Source organism: Brevibacillus laterosporus DSM 25 (assembly GCF_002706795.1).
Classification (GTDB): Bacteria; Bacillota; Bacilli; order Brevibacillales; family Brevibacillaceae; genus Brevibacillus_B; species Brevibacillus_B laterosporus.
On sequence record NZ_CP017705.1, the window covers coordinates 4574051 to 4592473 of the forward strand.

Annotated in this window: 19 protein-coding genes; 15 read left to right on the top strand and 4 right to left on the bottom strand. The window is 41.2% G+C overall.

Going from position 1 to position 18423, the window contains the following annotated elements; all coding sequences use genetic code 11:
• Window positions 1–97: 97 nt before the first annotated feature.
• Window positions 98–1402, top strand: a complete 1305-nt coding sequence (locus tag BrL25_RS21725) for an AAA family ATPase (protein WP_018670999.1) — start codon at window positions 98–100, stop codon at window positions 1400–1402.
• Window positions 1403–1417: 15 nt separating this feature from the next.
• Window positions 1418–3163, top strand: coding sequence for a vWA domain-containing protein (locus tag BrL25_RS21730; protein WP_018670998.1), 1746 nt, complete (start codon window positions 1418–1420; stop codon window positions 3161–3163).
• Window positions 3164–3298: 135 nt separating this feature from the next.
• On the opposite strand, the gene BrL25_RS21735 is transcribed toward BrL25_RS21730, so the two are convergent.
• Window positions 3299–4141, bottom strand: coding sequence for a 5'-3' exonuclease (locus tag BrL25_RS21735; RefSeq protein WP_051088585.1), 843 nt, complete (start codon window positions 4139–4141; stop codon window positions 3299–3301).
• 293 nt (window positions 4142–4434) lie between these two features.
• On the opposite strand from BrL25_RS21735, the gene BrL25_RS21740 reads away from it, so the two are divergent.
• A complete protein-coding gene (locus tag BrL25_RS21740) occupies window positions 4435–4635 on the top strand; it encodes an alpha/beta-type small acid-soluble spore protein (protein WP_018670996.1) in 201 nt (66 codons plus the stop codon).
• Between the two features lie 105 nt (window positions 4636–4740).
• Here BrL25_RS21740 and BrL25_RS21745 read toward each other — a convergent pair whose 3' ends face one another.
• Both BrL25_RS21745 and BrL25_RS21750 read right to left on the bottom strand, forming a co-directional pair.
• Window positions 4741–5409: a hypothetical protein gene (locus tag BrL25_RS21745; protein ID WP_018670995.1), complete on the bottom strand. Its 669-nt coding sequence runs from the start codon at window positions 5407–5409 to the stop codon at window positions 4741–4743.
• 42 nt (window positions 5410–5451) lie between these two features.
• Window positions 5452–6393, bottom strand: a complete 942-nt coding sequence (locus BrL25_RS21750; protein WP_026315103.1) for a hypothetical protein — start codon at window positions 6391–6393, stop codon at window positions 5452–5454.
• A gap of 237 nt (window positions 6394–6630) precedes the next feature.
• Here BrL25_RS21750 and BrL25_RS21755 point away from each other — a divergent pair, with 237 nt between their 5' ends.
• The 9 genes from BrL25_RS21755 (at window position 6631) to BrL25_RS21795 (ending at window position 13892) form a co-directional block, all read left to right on the top strand.
• A complete protein-coding gene (locus BrL25_RS21755; protein WP_018670994.1) occupies window positions 6631–6906 on the top strand; it encodes a hypothetical protein in 276 nt (91 codons plus the stop codon).
• Between the two features lie 131 nt (window positions 6907–7037).
• The gene (gene cobT / locus BrL25_RS21760; protein ID WP_018670993.1) at window positions 7038–8102 is read left to right on the top strand and encodes a nicotinate-nucleotide--dimethylbenzimidazole phosphoribosyltransferase; all 1065 of its coding nucleotides are present in this window, start codon (window positions 7038–7040) and stop codon (window positions 8100–8102) included.
• Between the two features lie 40 nt (window positions 8103–8142).
• A complete protein-coding gene (cobD, locus tag BrL25_RS21765; protein ID WP_018670992.1) occupies window positions 8143–9252 on the top strand; it encodes a threonine-phosphate decarboxylase CobD in 1110 nt (369 codons plus the stop codon).
• A 16-nt stretch (window positions 9253–9268) separates the two neighbouring features.
• Window positions 9269–9865, top strand: coding sequence for a bifunctional adenosylcobinamide kinase/adenosylcobinamide-phosphate guanylyltransferase (gene cobU / locus BrL25_RS21770; protein WP_018670991.1), 597 nt, complete (start codon window positions 9269–9271; stop codon window positions 9863–9865).
• Window positions 9862–10632 carry an adenosylcobinamide-GDP ribazoletransferase gene (gene cobS, locus BrL25_RS21775; protein ID WP_018670990.1) on the top strand — a complete coding sequence of 257 codons (771 nt, stop codon included), beginning with the start codon at window positions 9862–9864 and terminating at the stop codon, window positions 10630–10632. The genes cobU and cobS overlap by 4 nt, the downstream gene beginning before the upstream one ends.
• Window positions 10626–11246: a histidine phosphatase family protein gene (locus BrL25_RS21780; protein WP_018670989.1), complete on the top strand. Its 621-nt coding sequence runs from the start codon at window positions 10626–10628 to the stop codon at window positions 11244–11246. The genes cobS and BrL25_RS21780 overlap by 7 nt, the downstream gene beginning before the upstream one ends.
• Window positions 11234–11929 carry an adenosylcobinamide amidohydrolase gene (locus tag BrL25_RS21785; RefSeq protein ID WP_018670988.1) on the top strand — a complete coding sequence of 232 codons (696 nt, stop codon included), beginning with the start codon at window positions 11234–11236 and terminating at the stop codon, window positions 11927–11929. Before BrL25_RS21780 ends, BrL25_RS21785 begins: the two co-directional genes overlap by 13 nt.
• A 2-nt stretch (window positions 11930–11931) precedes the next feature.
• On the top strand, window positions 11932–12918 hold the full coding sequence (gene cbiB, locus BrL25_RS21790) for an adenosylcobinamide-phosphate synthase CbiB (protein ID WP_018670987.1): 987 nt from the start codon (window positions 11932–11934) through the stop codon (window positions 12916–12918).
• A gap of 140 nt (window positions 12919–13058) precedes the next feature.
• Window positions 13059–13892, top strand: coding sequence for a GTP pyrophosphokinase (locus BrL25_RS21795; protein WP_018670986.1), 834 nt, complete (start codon window positions 13059–13061; stop codon window positions 13890–13892).
• Between the two features lie 92 nt (window positions 13893–13984).
• On the opposite strand, the gene BrL25_RS21800 is transcribed toward BrL25_RS21795, so the two are convergent.
• Window positions 13985–15364 carry a class II fumarate hydratase gene (locus tag BrL25_RS21800; RefSeq protein WP_018670985.1) on the bottom strand — a complete coding sequence of 460 codons (1380 nt, stop codon included), beginning with the start codon at window positions 15362–15364 and terminating at the stop codon, window positions 13985–13987.
• A 187-nt stretch (window positions 15365–15551) separates the two neighbouring features.
• Between BrL25_RS21800 and BrL25_RS21805 the strand changes: the two genes are divergently transcribed.
• The 3 genes from BrL25_RS21805 (at window position 15552) to yfcE (ending at window position 18369) form a co-directional block, all read left to right on the top strand.
• Window positions 15552–16778 carry a D-alanyl-D-alanine carboxypeptidase family protein gene (locus BrL25_RS21805; protein ID WP_018670984.1) on the top strand — a complete coding sequence of 409 codons (1227 nt, stop codon included), beginning with the start codon at window positions 15552–15554 and terminating at the stop codon, window positions 16776–16778.
• 151 nt (window positions 16779–16929) lie between these two features.
• The gene (locus BrL25_RS21810) at window positions 16930–17766 is read left to right on the top strand and encodes a protein phosphatase 2C domain-containing protein (RefSeq protein ID WP_018670983.1); all 837 of its coding nucleotides are present in this window, start codon (window positions 16930–16932) and stop codon (window positions 17764–17766) included.
• A 51-nt stretch (window positions 17767–17817) separates the two neighbouring features.
• Window positions 17818–18369, top strand: coding sequence for a phosphodiesterase (gene yfcE, locus BrL25_RS21815; protein WP_018670982.1), 552 nt, complete (start codon window positions 17818–17820; stop codon window positions 18367–18369).
• The last annotated feature ends 54 nt before the right edge of the window (window positions 18370–18423 follow it).

Below are 18423 nucleotides of genomic sequence, written 5' to 3' on the forward strand. Positions count from 1 at the left end.
CTTAATATCAGCGGTTTTAATCAGTGCTCAACTTTCTTTTTTTACTCTCATATGTCATCATGGAAGCAGATTTGTATCAGAGAGGAGCAGCAGATGTATGAAGCCAAATACGAAAGCTATGCAACGTGGTATACAAAGCGCTATTAAGCAATTGGAAGGACGTTTCTTAGAGCGAGAGGAATTGATTCGTCTGTTGTTTTTAGCGGTCATGAGCGGTGAGAATGCTTTGTTGGTTGGACCGCCAGGAACTGCAAAATCACAGCTAGCTCGTGCCTTCTCACAATTATTTGGTACCAATCATTGGTTTGAATATTTATTGACACGCTTTAGCACACCGGATGAATTATTTGGACCCATCTCCTTACAACAATTAAAGCAGGATCAATATGTGCGCAAAACAAATGGATATCTACCTACGGCACAATTTGCATTTTTGGATGAAATTTTTAAGGCTAATAGTGCGATTTTAAACGCCTTACTGTCTATATTAAATGAACGTATCTTCTTTAATGGTCAAGAGAAGGAGGAAGTGCCGTTAATGTTTGTGATGGCGGCCTCTAACGAACTACCTGACGATCAGGAGCAATTAGCAGCGTTATATGATCGGTTTCTGATTCGTTATGAGGTTGGCTATTTGAAGCTTGCCTCCAGTTACGAAAAAATGTTCCAACTCGAATCGGAGCCACTTCCCGCCTTATTTAACATGTACGAAGTAAAAGATGTACAACAGGCTGCTTCTAAAGTACATATACCGGAATCACTTGTTTATTTCTTATATAGATTAAAGCAGCAGATGGAAGATAAAGAGTTCATTATCTCTGATCGTCGTTTGCGTAAAATTGCATTGGTATGGCAGACCTCCGCTGTGTTAAATGGGCGGGAAGAAGTTTCTCTCTGGGATACGGTGTTCACCCCACATATGCTATGGGACGTGCCCGAAGATTTGCCGACACTGACTGAGCTTTACCAAGAACGATTTATCGAGTCTTTGAAGGCAGAGCTAGAGAAGGAGCTACCATTACGCTACTACGAACAAGTTTCAAGCAAATGGATGGAAAAAGAAGAAGAACTCCATGCTTTCCAATTTAAAAAGGAAATTGGCTCGAAAATGACCAAGGAAGCTTCAGAACAAGCAAAAATAATGCTAGAGCAATGCCAAATAGAATTGGAAGAAACAGCACGCCATTTACAACAAAAGCTGACGGAATGGCTTAAACAAGAAGGGGACTTGCCTGGTTATCTTTTAGAGAAAAATTTCATGCTGCTACATGTAGAGTCCTATACGGTGAAGTTTGCTCACCTGCGTCTGGAGGGTGAACGACAATTACAAATCCTGCAGGGCTTGTATCGTACATTGTTTGACCGTGAGCTTCCTGGAGTTGAGTACGACTATACCTTGTAGTGGTGGTGAACGGATATGTTTGTACGACACCAGCGTGTAGATCGCTATGTGTTTGATGCTTATTTTCGTTCTTCTCGTATGGCAAAGGAATGGGTGGAGGAAACGAAGCGTAAATCGCCATGGTTTAGTGAGCCACTCTTGTTTGATTTTTTCTTAGCTTTTTATTTGAAACAACCAGAGGTAAATGAAGCTAGTGATGTTTCTCCTTTTCATCGTTGGATGATACGTTCCTTGTTGCGTCAGCATTTTTACCAAAGTATTCATCCAAGAACAATAGCCAGAGAGAGCGCCTCTTTTAAAACAGCGAGTAAGGCACTTATGTGGCTGGTTTCTAGCTTTGAAGAAGAGGTGGAGAAGCGTAAAAAAATGGACAGGATGCTAGGTGTTGGAGATCAACCACAGCAGGGTCAGAAAGGCGATGAGCAATCGAACCAACCTGAACAAACGGACCAACTACTAGAGCGTCTGACTCAAAAACAACAAGAGCAATTGCGATTGGTAGGCTACACCTTACAGCAGGGCAAGCGGATGGTTGAGGAAAAAGAAGAATCTCAATCTTCTCGTCCGTTGGCAGAAGAAGAAGTGCGGTTATTGCGTAGTCGAATCGAAAAGTTGCAAGAAGAGATGAAAACGAATTATATAAAGCGTCCCAAGCTGTTGCAGAAAGTAAAAAAGCTAGAAGAGGAAGTAGTGCAAAAACAGAAGCAAATAGAGCGCCTCATGAAGCAAGAAAAATCGGCAATACATCACCTAGAACAAGAACTGGGTAATTGGTTACATCAATCATTAAAGAAGTCATTAGAGGCAGAAGAGAAGGATACCTCATACTTGCACGCCTTATTAGAGGCGAGTCAACGTTTTTCGAATCGGCGTTGGGGAAGTGAACTAGGGAAATTAAGACGAGAAACATATGAAAAATATTTAAAATGGGTAGAACAGCTTACAAAGCATCCAGACCTGATACACTTTTTGCAGGAAGTGGGACGTAACGTTCATGAATTCTCCATGCGTAAAAAAAAGCGTAAAGAGCGACGGATACCGGAAGAATATGATGATTTAAGACAATCTGGGAATCTGTCCCATTTATTGGCAAGCGAAGCGGTATTACTCGCTGATCCTGATTTAGAAACCTACTTCATGGTCAAGGCACTGGAACAAAAATTACTTACTTATGATACGATCGGATGGCGCGATGACCCTCCTAGTGGACCTGTTATTTGCATGTTAGACAGTTCTCATTCTATGCGAGGTGCTAAACTTCGGCTAGCCCAAATTTTTGTTATGACTTTCGCAGCTATCTCTTTATTGGAAAAACGTGACTTTATGCTAATGCTATTTGGGACTAAGGGTGAAGTTGTTGAACGCCCTTTGTATTATAAAAAGCCGGATTGGACAGGATTTTATCAGCTAGCTCAACAGGCATTTGGTGGAGGCACTAATTTCGATGAACCAATAAAGCGTGGCATACATATTTTGAATGAGAATCCAAAGTTCGAGGCTGCTGATTTTGTCATGATTACAGATGGTATTGGAGAAATATCTCCACCAGTGCGCCAGTTATTAGGGCAGGTAGCTAAGGAAAAACAGGTTCAATTACATTCATTAATTATGGGAACGGCGCGGCAGCATCTCGTGCAGACCTATGACCTGATCGGCATTTCTCACCATGTACGCTTCGCCACTTCATGGGAGACCAATGACCCGGAGAATGGCGAATTATTCCTTGATGTGTTTGCTGCTGAACGGAGAAAAGCTACGTAATTGAATTGAGTAGAGAATATCTTCTTGTAAACAATGCTGTTTGGATTAGTATGCCCAAAATGAAAACCTGTAAATATAAAAAGAGCTGTAGACCAATGAGGTTTTACAGCTCTTTTTGTTTGTCTGTTTCTTGTTTTATCCAATCCGTGCAAGCATTGTTTTGCTAAATTCTAATTCATTCATTTTTTCTAAAACCAATAGGGGATCGTATTGCCAGCTCGCCTCTTCTAATACCAATTCCACGGGTACATTAGAGAGAATGGTCGCTAATTTTTGACTCATATATACCTGTTCCTTATTCTCAACCAATTTGGCGCGCATTTTAGTTGTTAGGGAGTCTAAATTGGCATAGAGATTGTCCAAGGAACCATGCTCCTTTATTAACTTCACTGCTGTTTTTTCACCAATACCAGAGCAACCTGGGATGCAGTCGGAAGTATCTCCTTGCAGGGCCTTTACATCAATGACTTGAGCAGGAGTAATTCCTTTTTGTTCAAGTAAAGACTGCGGGCAGTAATGTTCATGCTTACCCCCGTTTTTTAAAATTTTAACATGTACCTGATCGGAGACAAGCTGCAAGTTGTCATAGTCACCAGAGCAAATAATTACTTCGTGTCCTTCTTCAGCAAATCGTCTGGATAACGTACCTAAGATATCGTCCCCTTCATAACCAGACAAGCCTATATTAGGTATGGAAAAAGCTTGAGTAACTTCCTTTACCAGCGAGAACTGAGGAATTAACTCAGCAGGTGGTTCAACTCGGTTCGATTTATACCCATCGTACCACTGGCTTCGCAATAAGGACTCGCGAGAAGCAACATCCCAAGCAACGATCAAATGAGTTGGTTGAATCAAGTCTGCATAATCAAGCATCATTTTGGTAAAACCATAGACAGCATTCGTGTACACACCGCTTTTTGTCTGACGAATACTGCCTGTCCAAGAGGAGGCATAGAATGCACGGAATAGAAAGCTCATGCCATCCAATAGTAAAATTTTATTCTTCAAAGCAAGTAACTCCTCCCATAATAAAGCCAACTTTCTCTATTCCTTGATTATAGCACGAAAGACAGGGATTAGCTGATTTCTAGAAAATAGTAAAAAAAAGCAGGAATGAAATAAATGAAATGATACATGATATAGATACACCCCACACAACAGCAAAGGAATAGTGTAGCCGTTAGCATTGAGCTTATCTAAAGCAGATAGGTTGAATGCTGAAGGCCACAATAGCCTCAGCAAAAATCCAAACAGAATGGAGATGAAAGGTTATGGCAGCTAACAACAATGGTTCTAGCAACAACCTTTTAGTTCCTCAAGCTAACCAAGCTCTTGACCAATTGAAATACGAAATCGCTACTGAATTCGGCGTACAATTGGGACCGGACACTACTTCTCGCCAAAACGGATCTGTTGGTGGAGAAATCACGAAGCGCCTTGTTTCTTTCGCTGAGCAACAATTAGCTCGCTAATTAAACAACTGCATACGTGGATGATGAGGGATGAAACACCCTCATAACGAAAAGGAGGGTCGGTTTGCTTTTAAGCACCGATCCTCCTTTACTTATGCAGAGTTATTAGGAAGGAAGATGAATCGTTTTAATATGCTGTACATTCCAACTGGTTCGATCTCCGTTAGCATTGGTAAGCTCCAATAAATTGTTTTCTAGACGGCTGACTATTCCAATCTTATGAGGATCATCACCTGTATCAAGTATAGTTAGCTCTCCTTCTAGCCGTTTCATCTGTTCTTCAAAAGAACGAGAAAGCGGAATCTGAGATGGTTTAATTGGTAGATGATGACTACTAAGGGAGAAAGGGGTAATGCTTCGGCTGTAAGGGATTAGCCATTTCAAATGATGGAGGGAAATAAACATAGTCTTAAAGATCGGGGAATAGAACACCAGATAATTGTTTAGAATTGTCGTCACGTAACCGTGTAAAGAGTGTTTACCTGTCACATTGATCTCTATGAACAAACCTTTTGCGTTATTTAGTATATTACGATAGGAAAGAGCTTCTTTATTTAAAAAGATGGGACTATCTTGTATCTCAAGAGCATTGACTAGATCTGTAGTTACCTGTCTGATTGATTTTACATGTATCCAAGGTACATAAATGTATCGCGTACCATCATATAAGACGAGGATATCAATCCCCTGATCCATAACCTTACCCAGTATTTGCTTCTCTTCAGGTAATGCTACTTCAACAAACTGATTTATGAAGGGAGAGATGGGTTCCAAGAGAGGCTGCCTCCTTTCCAAGGCTAATGGGAGAGTAACGGTCTACTTTTTCCCTCTCGGAATGAACACACCTGGCAGTTTTATCGTAACCCTTTGGATGGAATTCCCTTTTTTTCTGAAAGGATATTCTGTTCTTATCGCAACTTGCTTTGAGGAGTTCCTTTTTGGACGGATTTTTACTGCTGGTGGTGCAGGAAAGAACGTTTTCCGTTTATGCTTATCGCGTTTTTTCACACGTAAGCTGAATATTTCTCGATTACCTACATTTTTGGTATTCTGATTAGCTACAGGAGTTGCATCGCGAGCTGTTGTTATTACACTAGCAATCGTTGCTTGGGAAATCCAGATGAGTTCCTTATCATGGACCAATGCAATTTGATTCTGATCCGCTTGCGTCAAAATACCTGATATAGTTTCATGACATGCGAAATGGATGTGAACAAATGTATTTTGTAATTTGGTTAATAAAGAGGAGAAATTGGGAGCATCATGAAACTTATCCAAAGGGCTGGTAGTTCTAATTTTATCATCATTTCGATCTTTTTTATGATGTTTAGGTGGTCTTTCTTGAATACCTATGGACTTGATTTCATTTGATTGATAATACACAAATGTCTCTTTATTGGTTTGCAAAACAGCATAGTCAGTGCCAACGAAACGAAGTAGTCCTGTGCGAGAATCATTCCCATTTTGTTCAATTTTCACTCTTTTATTGACCAGAAATCCTAACAGTTGTTGGAATGATGCGGCATCGATTACTTCCTGAGGGATTCCTTCCTTAATTTCAAATGGCGGGTGTCGAAAATCCTCTTCAATACTAGTAAGTGGTGGCAAATAATAATACAAGACTTGGCTATCTTCTGATAATTGAACGAGGTAGTTTGATTTGACAGCCAGCAAGATTCCACGCAGTGATTCAGCTCCACCTCTATAGAGGCGTACAGTCTTGCCGACCAGAGACTGTAAAGTGGTAATATCGAACATGTTATACATAGCCCCTTTCATTTGACCAATCAAGATATTTACTATGCATGTATATGTATCCCCCGACATTCTTGCTGTAAACAAGAGCCCTTTTCTTGAATAATTCCACATTTGCCCTAGATTCCAGCCCTTTCTTGTTGCACTGGTTATTCACACAAACGGCATGAGCGGACTAGTCATATGGTAGTAAAGAAACCATGTGCTTATCAATAACGCACAGGAGAGGGGAAATAATCAGTGAAAAAAAGTACGGCAAAACGAATTTTGCGTGATTATCCTGAATTTGAATCGTGGTTAAAGCAAAAGCCAACGCGTGTTGCCAAAGTGCTAAGCAATCCTGCCCAGATGGACAAATATTTAGAGCAATGGGAAAAGGAAAAAAGAAAGCAACGTACCTCTTTCGCTTCCTTTGTTAATTTAGAGAATATTTCAGAGAAAACGCGTAAAGTAAACGAGAAGCTAACCAGTTTGCAAAGTATATTAGACGTTATTTCGGATAACAAAAAAATATAAGTGAATAATTTGTGGATTTTGTGGGGTGGTGGTCAGAAGCCAACCCTTTTTTCTTTTATTCTGCTATACTAGAAAAGAAGATATTTATACTAAACGGGCAATGGACCTAGACATCTGAGGAGGATTTTGACATGAGCTTTAGCGATAAATTATCTAGTATGATACATACGATACCAGCCATAGATCTGGTAGCAGCCGAACAGGCAAAAAAAGAACTGAAACGTTTGACCAAACCTGTTGGAAGTCTAGGCGTTTTAGAAGATATAGTTGTTCAGTTGGCTGGCATTACAGGACAAGCTAAGCCGCGGATCGAGCGAAAAGATGTCGTTGTTATGTGTGGCGACCATGGTATTGTGGATGAGGGTGTAAGCGCCTTCCCTCAGGAAGTAACTCAACTTATGATGGTTAACTTTATTAATGCTGGAGCAGCAGTAAACGTGTTAGCTAGACAAGTTGGTGCTGAAGTAACGGTAGTTGACATTGGCTCTAAAGCATCGGAAGTACCTGAGAATGTCATAAATAGGAAAGTGAAAGCAGGAACAAACAACTTTGCTAAAGGCCCAGCAATGAGCAGAGAAGAAGCTGCACAAGCGATCTTGGTGGGAATTGAAACAGCGCAGGAGCTGGCGAAAAAAGGCAGTAATGTCATTGCTCTTGGTGAGATGGGAATCGGAAATACAACGCCTAGTGCAGCGATTACCAGTGTATTATTAGGCCGTCCGCTGGAAGATGGTTTGGTAGGACGAGGTTCGGGTATAAATGACAAATCTCTTTTAATCAAACGTGAAGTAATTCAACGCGGTATTGAGGTAAATAAGCCTCAGGCAGACGATGCGTTGGATGTACTTGCTAAGGTAGGTGGTTTAGAGATTGCCGGAATGGCTGGGGTAACGCTTGGTGCTGCTCTTTCTCGCATTCCTGTACTATTAGATGGAGTGATTGCTTCAGCGGCCGCATTGGTAGCTGCACGTCTTCAACCAGCAATTATTCCTTACCTCATGGCCACTCATTTATCAGTTGAACCTGCTCATCAATATATTCTGGAAGATTTAGGTATTCAACCATCCCTTCACTTAAACATGCGTTTAGGGGAAGGAACTGGTGCTACGCTATTTATGCCAATGATGGATTCAGCTTGTCGTGTATTGCAAGAGATGGCTACCTACTCTGATCTAGGTCTACCTGATCCAGAGTAACAAATAAACTGAGATTAGGTGAGGCAACAGGAAGAGGGGCATGATTATGATAGAGCGTTTTGGACATGGTGGGGACATATGGACTGCTGCAGAGTCCTTTGGCCTAGAGGCGGATCGTATTCTTGATTATAGTTCAAATATTAATCCGTTTGGACCTCCTGAGCAGCTTTTTTCTATACTGAAACAAGCATTACCACAGGTCCTTAGATATCCTGATCCCACATGCCGTAATCTTCGCAAAGCAGTTGCAAACTCGCTTGGATCACATATTCAACCAGAAAATATCTTGGTAGGGAATGGAGCTGCTGAGTGCTTGCACTTGGCGGTTTCCGCTCTCAAGCCACAAATCGTAGGGATTATTTGTCCCTCTTTCTCAGAATATGAAGCGATTGCAAGACAAGCTGACTGTGAGATTCGCATGCTATTTACGAAAAAAGAAGAGCAGTTTTTACCTGACGTCGAAGAGTTATGTGCCTTCGTGAAACAGGTGGATATGCTGTTCATTGGACATCCTAACAATCCAACCGGTAATTTTCTGCCACGTAACGAATTACAAAAGGTGGCTGAAGCTTGTAAACAACACAAAACCTATCTTTGTGTGGATGAAGCATTTCTGGACTTTGTGAATCAATCTGAGAAGCATTCTTTAGTAACTGATCTACATAAGCTTCCCCATGTGCTTTTATTTCGTTCTATGACTAAAATGTACGCGATTGCAGGGCTGCGGCTCGGTTACGTAATGGGGCAAGAGCAAGTGATCAGACGTCTAAAATCTAAACAGATATCTTGGAGTGTGAATCATTTAGCGCAAGTGGCAGGTGAATTCTTGCTTCAACAGCATGATTATGTGTTACGAACTCAGGAATATGTTACTACACAAAGAGCAAGCTTGCTGACATCTCTTGAAACACTGCCAGGCATCACAACTTTTAGGAGCGAAACCAATTACTTATTAGTTCATGTAGATTCTACTCAATCTCAACTACTTCAAGAAGAGATGGCTAAAAGAGGCATCTTAATTCGAAATTGTAGTATGTATCCAGGTTTAGGTGAAGGATATATACGACTTGCGATAAAAACAAAAGAAGAGAACGAACGAATGGTAAGCGTGTTCCGTGAATCCCTACAAATCCTGTCAACTAGGAGATAAAAGGAGAGAAGGTATCATGAAGATCATTCTTATTACAGGTGGCGTTCGATCGGGGAAAAGTGCTTTTGCCGAAAAGCTAGCGGAACAACAGAAGCAGGAACATGGCGGCGCTTTAGTGTATCTTGCAACAGGGCAAGCTTGGGATGAAGAAATGCAAAATCGGATTCATTTACACAGAGAACGAAGAGAGAATAATTGGGAGACGGTGGAAGAGCCATATCAATTACAGATGGCGATCCAAGCTATGGTCGAATTCGATAAGCGTGAAGGATATTCTGAGTCACCGATTATTTTATTGGATACATTCTCAGGCTGGATTGCGAACTTATTAATGCAGCTGCCTGAAGATCAACTAAGTAATTCCGCTGTCCGTCAAGCTTGTCAACAACAAATAATCTCTTGTGTATCTGCTATGCGTTCCTTAGATCGGACATGGATAGTGGTAAGTGATGAGGTTGGACTAGGTGGAGTAGCGCTATCTAAGTTGGGCAGAGCATTTCAGGATATTACTGGTTTTGCTAATCAGATAGTAGCACAATATGCTGACGAAGTATATGTAGTGGTGGCTGGTATCCCGATGAAGATTAAAGGGAGCGAGGCGAGTGATAAATGAATGCGTTTTGGAGCGCACTAACCTTTCTTACGCGCATTCCGGTACGCTTTCAAGCAACAGAGCAAGATTGGTATCATAGCGTAAAACATTATCCCTATGTGGGGATGGTTATCGGAATCTTTTTAGCGGGAATCGCAGGGATTACCCAGTGGCTGTTTCCAGATGTCTTACATTCCCTTGCAGTGGTTGCATTTTGGGTTTATATAACTGGCGGCCTGCATTTAGATGGTTGGATGGATACCGCTGATGGACTCGGATCTGCTCGTTCACGTGAACGCATGCTAGAAATCATGAAGGATAGTCGAGTCGGAGCAATGGGTGTACTTGCTTGTTTTCTCTTATTAGCGGTAAAGGTGGTATCATTGTATTGGATTACGACTAACTTACCTTTACTATCAGTCAGTTACGTATTGATTATTATCCCGTTTGCAGCTCGCGTTTCCTTACTGGGATGCATTTATTTTTGGCCTTATGTGCATAAAGGGAAGGGAATGGCTTCTGGTTTTAGGGAGCATCTGCATATGAAGCACATTATCATTTCAATTGTTATCTCAAGCCTTGTCGCTTTCTTATTAGTTGGATACCAATTAGCGATCATTTTTTTCGTACTTACGACGGTCACGCATTATCTGTTTAATCGAATGATTGTCAAACAGCTGGGCGGCTTAACGGGCGATACCTATGGGGCACAAATTGAATGTATTGAGATGGTATTGCTTCTTGGGGCGGTCAGCTACCTACATCACGGAGGTTTGATCGGATGGTAAAAGTTATTTGGTTACGACATGCTATAACAGCCGAAAATCTGGCTAAACAATATATTGGGCACTATGATGTTCCTTTATCGAACAAAGGAGTAGAACAGGCCCAGCAGGTCGCAAAATTCTTAGCTAATCAGCCCCTTACAGCAATCTTTACAAGTGATTTAATGCGAGCTAAGGAAACGGCGGCTATTGTGTCAGAATACCATCCAAATCTTCCTGTGCAGACCAGTAGTGACTTACGTGAAGTGTTTTTTGGTGAGTGGGAAGGGTTGACGTACCAAGAGATTGAGCGAATAGATCGGAAACGAATTTATCAATTTTACGATGATCCGTGGAATGTAGCCCCTCCTGGTGGGGAAAAATTACTAGAATTACAAAAACGGCTAGAGCGATTCGTGAACCAAGAAATCAGTCTTTACTGCAAGAAGACAAAGGGTTATTCGAGTGACCCCAATCCTATTTTATTGGTGGTTACTCATGGTGGAATGCTACGCTTGGTTTCTGCTCTTTTATTAGAAAATGATCCAGGTCGTTATTTTGATTCATCCATTGGGCATGGGCAATTTCTGATTACGTGTTGTAGGGAAGACGGAGAGTGGGAAACATGCAATTTATAGAAGATTGGTATTTAGATGTAAACAAAGAACGTGTGCTTATTAGTTATCCTAAAGGGTTTCGTGCTTGCTCTAGTGCTGTTTTTGGTGGTGGAATTAGCGAGGCGAAGTGGATATTAAACCAGTATGTGGGAAAGGGCTACTTATCAGATAATCCTCAGGAAGATATCAGAGAGTTTGTCCTGCAAAATCAAGCAATACCTGAGCAAACAATAGGATTGTTGACAGCAGCCTGTGTGGAGGATTTAGGGATTTCTACATTAAAAGGAGACGAATTTGAACTCTGTGCAGTTGTGACCACTGGCATTGGTAATGCGGTTCGAGCAGGTACCGTAGAACAGCGCTATAATGCCTATGCAGCTGGTACGATTAATACCGTCGTATTCATTGATGGAAATCTGACAGACGGGGCTCTAATAAATGCTGTCATTACGGCAACAGAAGCTAAAACGATTGCGTTAGCAGAAATGGGAATTAGCGATGGAGAGGGAAGATGTGCAACAGGAACTACTACTGATGCCATTGTAGTGGCGGCTACTTGTAACCAATCACGTTATCAGTCCGTCCATCCTTATGCTGGAACTGCTACGAACTTGGGCCATGCAATTGCTTGTGCAGTACGCGATGCTACTCGCATGGCGCTTACCCATGAGCAAAATCGAAAAGAGCGTAGGAGTGCAGAATAATTATGGAAATAATGCTAGGAACTAGCTTGTTATGTGCCTATCTATTGGATCTTATTATTGGTGATCCACGTTGGATTCCACACCCGGTGATTGGCATGGGAAAAGTGATTACATGGCTGGATCGTCATATTCGACCGATATATCAGACACTTGTTAGCCGCGGGCGTTCGGCTGTACTCTCAGGTCGTTTGTTAGGTCTTTTATTTCCAGTGGTATTAGTCAGTTTGGCTTTTTTGGTTCCATATTTTTTATTGAAGGGGCTAGCTAGCATTCATCCATGGCTTGCTTTCACAGCTGAGGTTGTATTGATTGCTACCACAATTGCTACAAAAGGACTTGCTCAAGCTGGACAAAAAATATATGCGGCTTTACAGAAGGGCGATCTAGGGGAAGCTCGCTTTCAATTGTCGATGGTAGTTGGACGTGATACAGAACAGCTGGATGAGAAGGAAATTTCACGTGGCACTGTGGAAACAGTAGCAGAAAACATTGTGGATGCAGTTACTTCTCCTTTATTTTTTGCCATGCTAGGTGGAGCACCGCTTGCTATGGCCTATCGGGCGGTTAATACGTTAGATTCAATGGTAGGCTATAAAAATGAGAAGTACTTACACCTTGGCTGGGCTTCCGCACGTTTAGATGATCTCTGTAACTATCTTCCCGCACGAATCACCTTTGTTTTTCTGATTCTAGCATCGTTCTTTTTGGGAAAAGATTGGCGGGATGCCTGGAAAGCAGGAATTCGTGATGCAAGTAAGCATCCAAGTCCAAACAGTGGGTGGAGTGAAGCGGCTGTTGCTGGTGCCCTACACATTCAATTAGGAGGAACCAATACCTATCAAGGGGTGGTTTCTCACCGTGCTCTCATGGGGATACCAAAGACCGAGCTTCATGCTGTGCACATTAAACAAACCATACAGCTTCTATATGCAACCACTTTTTGCTATACCTTATGCGCTTTCATTTTAAGAGGGTTGCTTTTATACTAAAAGAAGGAACGGTCCGAATAAGGCTGGAGTTTGTATGATTTTGACTCGAAAACGGCAGGATTTTTTGTTGTTACGTCGAAATACAATAAAAGAAATGCTAGACTATCGTGTCATCCGAGATTGATGGGGGTTCTAAACCTATGAGCGAAATTAAAAACATAAAAGCTCGCATACCCAAAAAAGTACTAAACCGTCTCGTCACAATTTTAAATCCGTATGAGCAAGTTGTTGACGAATTAAAGCTAAAGGTAAAAGGAATAAAATACGGGTTTCTAAAAGGTGGACGCTATTCTCCGATTGAATTTGTAGTCGGGCGAGTCAAGAAAACAGATAGTCTATTACGAAAAGCTCTTCTTAGAGGCATTGATTTTGCTCAAGATGATTGGGAAAATAGATTGTGTGAAGAAATTACCGACATTGCTGGTATCCGTGTTGTTTGCCGCTATATTGATGATGTCCGGGAAGTGCAGAATCTGCTGATGGAACGGGAAGACTTTGTGGTACATGACGTTAAAGATTATATTACCAATCCAAAAGAATCTGGCTATCGTAGCATTCATATGATTGGGGATTATACGGTGTACCATGGAAGTGAAAAGAAAATCTTGCCTTGTGAAGTACAAATCCGGACGTTAGGCATGAATTTTTGGGCAACCAATGAGCATGAATTGCGTTATAAATATGACGGAAATATTCCTTCAGACGTATTAGAACAGCTGCATATTGCTTCGACTGTCACCAATCAATTAGATGAGTTGATGAACAGTTTACGTCAGGAAATTATGACGCCACCAGATCTTGACACTGATATGGAAGAAAGATTGGAAGAAATCTTCTCACTTTATGTCAAACAAGATTTTGAATCTGCTGAAGCGCTATACAAGGAACACTTTATTGGGTATGAAGAAGCTTTTCTGGATAATCCAAAATTCCGTATGATTAATGAACTGTTAAGTAAACGGTTTGGAAAATAACTGATGTATAACAAAGAATAGCCTCAGTCTACGTGACGAGGCTATTTTACTATCAACATAGTAGGAATTAGATTCCTTCATATAAGATTCGGTTAGACGAGCCGTGCAGGATTTAATAACTCGTTGATTTCTATTGTCGTCAATTCGGTGTCTCTCGCAACGATTTCTCTGACTGTTTTTTTCTCCTGATAAGCAGTCTTAGCAAGTTTGGCGGCTTTCTCATAGCCAATTACGGGATTAAGAGATGTAGCAAGTGCAGTACTTTGCTCAACATAGTACTGACAACGCTCTGCATCAGCTTGGAGCCCTTCTATACATTTTTCACGGAATACTTCCATAGCATTTGTCAAAATATGAATGGAATGTAACAGGTTATAAGCGATAACGGGCATCATAACATTAATCTCCAATTGAGCACCCATCGTAGCCGCAGTGATTGTGGCATCATTGCCGATGACTTGCGCACAAACCATGTACATCATCTCAGCCATCACAGGATTTACTTTTCCTGGCATGATGGATGACCCAGGCTGAACAGCGGGAAGTATCAGCTCGCCAAGTCCAGTGCGTGGCCCTGAACCAAGTAAGCGTAGGTCGCTTGATATTTTTAATAGGTGAATCGCTAGCTCCTTTACAGCATGGCTTGCTTGAATAGCACCCATGGTATTTTGCATAAAAGCGAAACGATCACGAGGTTGCTTAAAAGGTTGGTCTGTTCGAAGTATAATCTCACGTAATGTTCGTTCTGCGTACTCAGGATGAGCGTTAATTCCAGTACCTACCGCGTTACCCCCAATACCCATCACGTATAACTCCAAGAGAGCATGCCGAATACTTTTTTCAGCCGATACTAGGGACGCTGCATAGCCTCCGAATTCTTGTCCCAGCCGGATGGGAACGGCGTCTTGTAAATGGGTTCTTCCTGATTTGATGATAGGATCAAATTGTTTGGATTTTTGTTTTAGGGCGTAGTGAAGTCGCTGAAGAGATGGTAGCAATTCTTTTTTTATCATTTCGACAGCACTAATATTAATCGCTACATGTATCGTATCATTGGTTGATTGAGCCATATTCACATGATCGTTGGGGTGGACAAGCGAAAAATCTCCTTTTTCACCACCTAATATTTCAATTGCGCGGTTTGCGATAACCTCATTTGCATTCATATTTTGAGAGGTACCCGCACCAGCTTGATAGGCATCTACTACGAATTGATCGTCCCATTTGCCATTAATCATTTCTTCTGCGGCTGTTACAATAGCTCTAGCAATAGGTTCGGATAAATTGCCCACTTCCCTATTTGCAACAGCCGCAGAGGCTTTGATGATTCCTTGTGCTTTAATGAATGCTCGTGGTAAACGAAGACCGCTAATGGGAAAGTTATGGATAGCGCGTGTGGTTTGTGCATCGTAATATACGGATCGAGGGATATACACCTCGCCTAACGTGTCTTTGCTGATGCGTTCATCCATCTGTAACACCCTTTCCATAAAAAAATTTTACGTAAATAATGACAAGCTATAAATACCGCTAATACAACATTTTTACCCATTTCCCCCAGCATTTAATCGACATAATGTCCAAATAGGCACTTGTTCAATGCCTTTTCCATTTGATAGAGTGGTGAGGTAACTTGTTCGTAGAAAGGATTTTACAAGCATGAAAAAATGGATGAAAACGTTCTTGGCAATTGGTTTTTCTCTGATTACGTTTGGAATTCAGCCAAGTTACGCTGCGCAACCACCAGCCCTACCACTAGAAGAAGTAAAAGGGGAGGGTGCGATTCTCATTGATGGCTCGTCAGGAACCGTTCTATTTGAAAAAAATCCCCAACAGTATTTATTTCCTGCTAGTATTACCAAAATCGCCACTGCTATTTATGCTATAGAAAACGGAAATATAAACGATATGGCCACCGTTTCTAATAAGGCGAGAACGGTAGAAGGATCCCGCGTCTATCTGGCTGAGGGTGAACAAGTATCCATGCGAAATTTACTCTTTGGGCTGATTTTAAATTCAGGTAATGATGCTGCCATTGTGATTGCCGAACATATGGCTGGTTCCACAGAAGCTTTTGCTGAAAAGGTTAATGCTTATTTAAAAGAAAAAGTCGGAGTAAAAAATACTCATTTTACGAATCCACATGGATTGCATGATGAGAATCACTACACAACTGCTGCTGACATGGCTAAGATTGCGCAGTATGCCATGAAAAATCCCTTCTTACGTGAAATTGCCGGTACCAAACGTTATGAATGGCACCAAAAAGAATGGGATACCGTGCTGGTCAATCATAATAAAATGCTTACTACTTATGAAGGAACCACAGGTTTAAAAAATGGCTTTACGGATCAAGCACGAAATACTTTGGTGGTTACAGCTAAACGGGGAGATACAGAACTGATTGCGGTTACCATGAAGGCACCATCTAATGTGGTTAGTTATCAGGATGTAAACAAAATGCTCGATTTTGGCTTTACCCATTATGAAACGAAAAAGATCGTAAATGCAGGACAATACCTGGTATACCAACCCCAGACTGATACCGAGAAGGCAGCAAACTTTTATACGGATAAAGATTTATTTATCACGGTTCCCAAACAGACTACATACGAACAAAAGCTACTGAACAACGGGGACCTTGAGGTGACTTTATCCAATGGAGAAGTGAGGAAGCTACATCTACAACCTGAAGTACTTCCGACGGCTGTTTCTACTTCAGAGGAGAGTGAACAGGTGATTACTCGTAATCCAATTGCTCTATATGGTATTGTCGTATTTTGGGCGCTACTTAACTTGTTTTTCATCCTTTTCTTCATTCGTTTATTACGCGCGAAACGGCGTACGAGGCGTACGAATATTGTGTTGAGGAAACGAGCAAATTAAAAATAAGCAAGCCTACTATGAGCTATATATGCGAAAGAACAATCGGACAAGCCGGTTGTTCTTTTTTTGCAGGAAAAAGTTATAATAGAAAAAGATGTAAGATTATTGAAAATATAGACAGACACATAGAAGAATGTAGGAGGGCATTGCAATGAGAATAGAAACGTTTACTAGCAAGGGTATAGGCTGTTTAAACGAAGATTCGTTGATTGTTCATCCAACCCTCCCTATTTATGGTGTGGTTGATGGTGTTACTTCACTACATGGATTCGTTAATGAAAATAAAGAAACCGGTGGATACCTGGCTTCAACAGCTATTGCTCGCTATTTTACACAGATACATAGACTGATCTCGTTACCAGACCACATAGCGACTGCTAATTTGCTTGTTCGTCTACACATGCAGGAAGCCGGAATTGATCTGTCTTTCAAACAAAATCTTTGGGGAGCCGCAGTTGGAATTGTGGCAATCGAGAAGAACGGTATATCGTATGCACAAACAGGAGACTGTATGATTTTTGCTGTATATGAAAATGGTAATGTACGTATATTAACTCGTCCACAAGTGGAGATGTTAGAAGAACGTACATTGCAAAAATGGCAGGAAGGCATTGAGAATGGTCTACTATCACGTGCGGAATTAAGTTTACTCATTCGAGATTTAATTATTCAAAATCGTGAATTACAAAATGAAACGAATGGCTATGGAGTATTAAATGGAGAGGAACAAGCCTTAGATTTTGTGGAATATGGCAGAATTAGTCGTGTTGGAGTAAAGCACGTGGTCATGATTACAGACGGATTGTTCTGGCCATTAGGCAATCAAAAAAAGCAGGATTGGTCATGGATGGTTCATAAAATAATGGATATGGGTCTAGAAAACTATGCTCAAGCGCTAACAAAGGTAGAAGAAAGCGATCCAGAGTGTGTGAAATACCCACGATTTAAAATCTCTGATGACAAAACGGGTATTATCCTTACACTATAAAGAAAGATTGGTATAATAGGGATTGAACCAAATAAAAAGGTGGTAATCAGCATGAAGTTATTTTTTCTCTCAGACATCCACGGTTCTTTAACCTATGCCCAAATAGCCCTAGAAGCATTTGAACGAGAACAGGCAACTCATTTAATCCTATTAGGAGATGTGATGTATCACGGACCACGTAATGCCCTACCAGACGGATATAATCCGTCTGAAGTAGCCACTCTGCTAAATAGGTATTCTAACAGCATTACAGCTGTACGTGGAAATTGCGATTCAGAAGTTGATCAGATGCTCCTTCATTTTCCGATTATGAGCGATTCTAATACGATCATTACGGATAAACGTCGTATTTTTGTTACGCATGGACATATTTATCATGAGGATCATCATCCGGCATTATCGGTTGGAGATGTGTTGATTCATGGTCACACACATATCCCGATGGCCAAGAAAAAGGGTGATCTATTTATCCTAAACCCTGGTTCCATAGCTATTCCGAAAGAGAATCATCCGCATACATATGGGGTGATTGAGGATGATCAGTTTTTGATTAAAAAATTGGATGGCGAGGTGTATATAGAGTCTTCACTCGTATTGAATTGATCGGGAATTCATACTACTATTGACATATCGGGAAATATCGATATAATCATCATT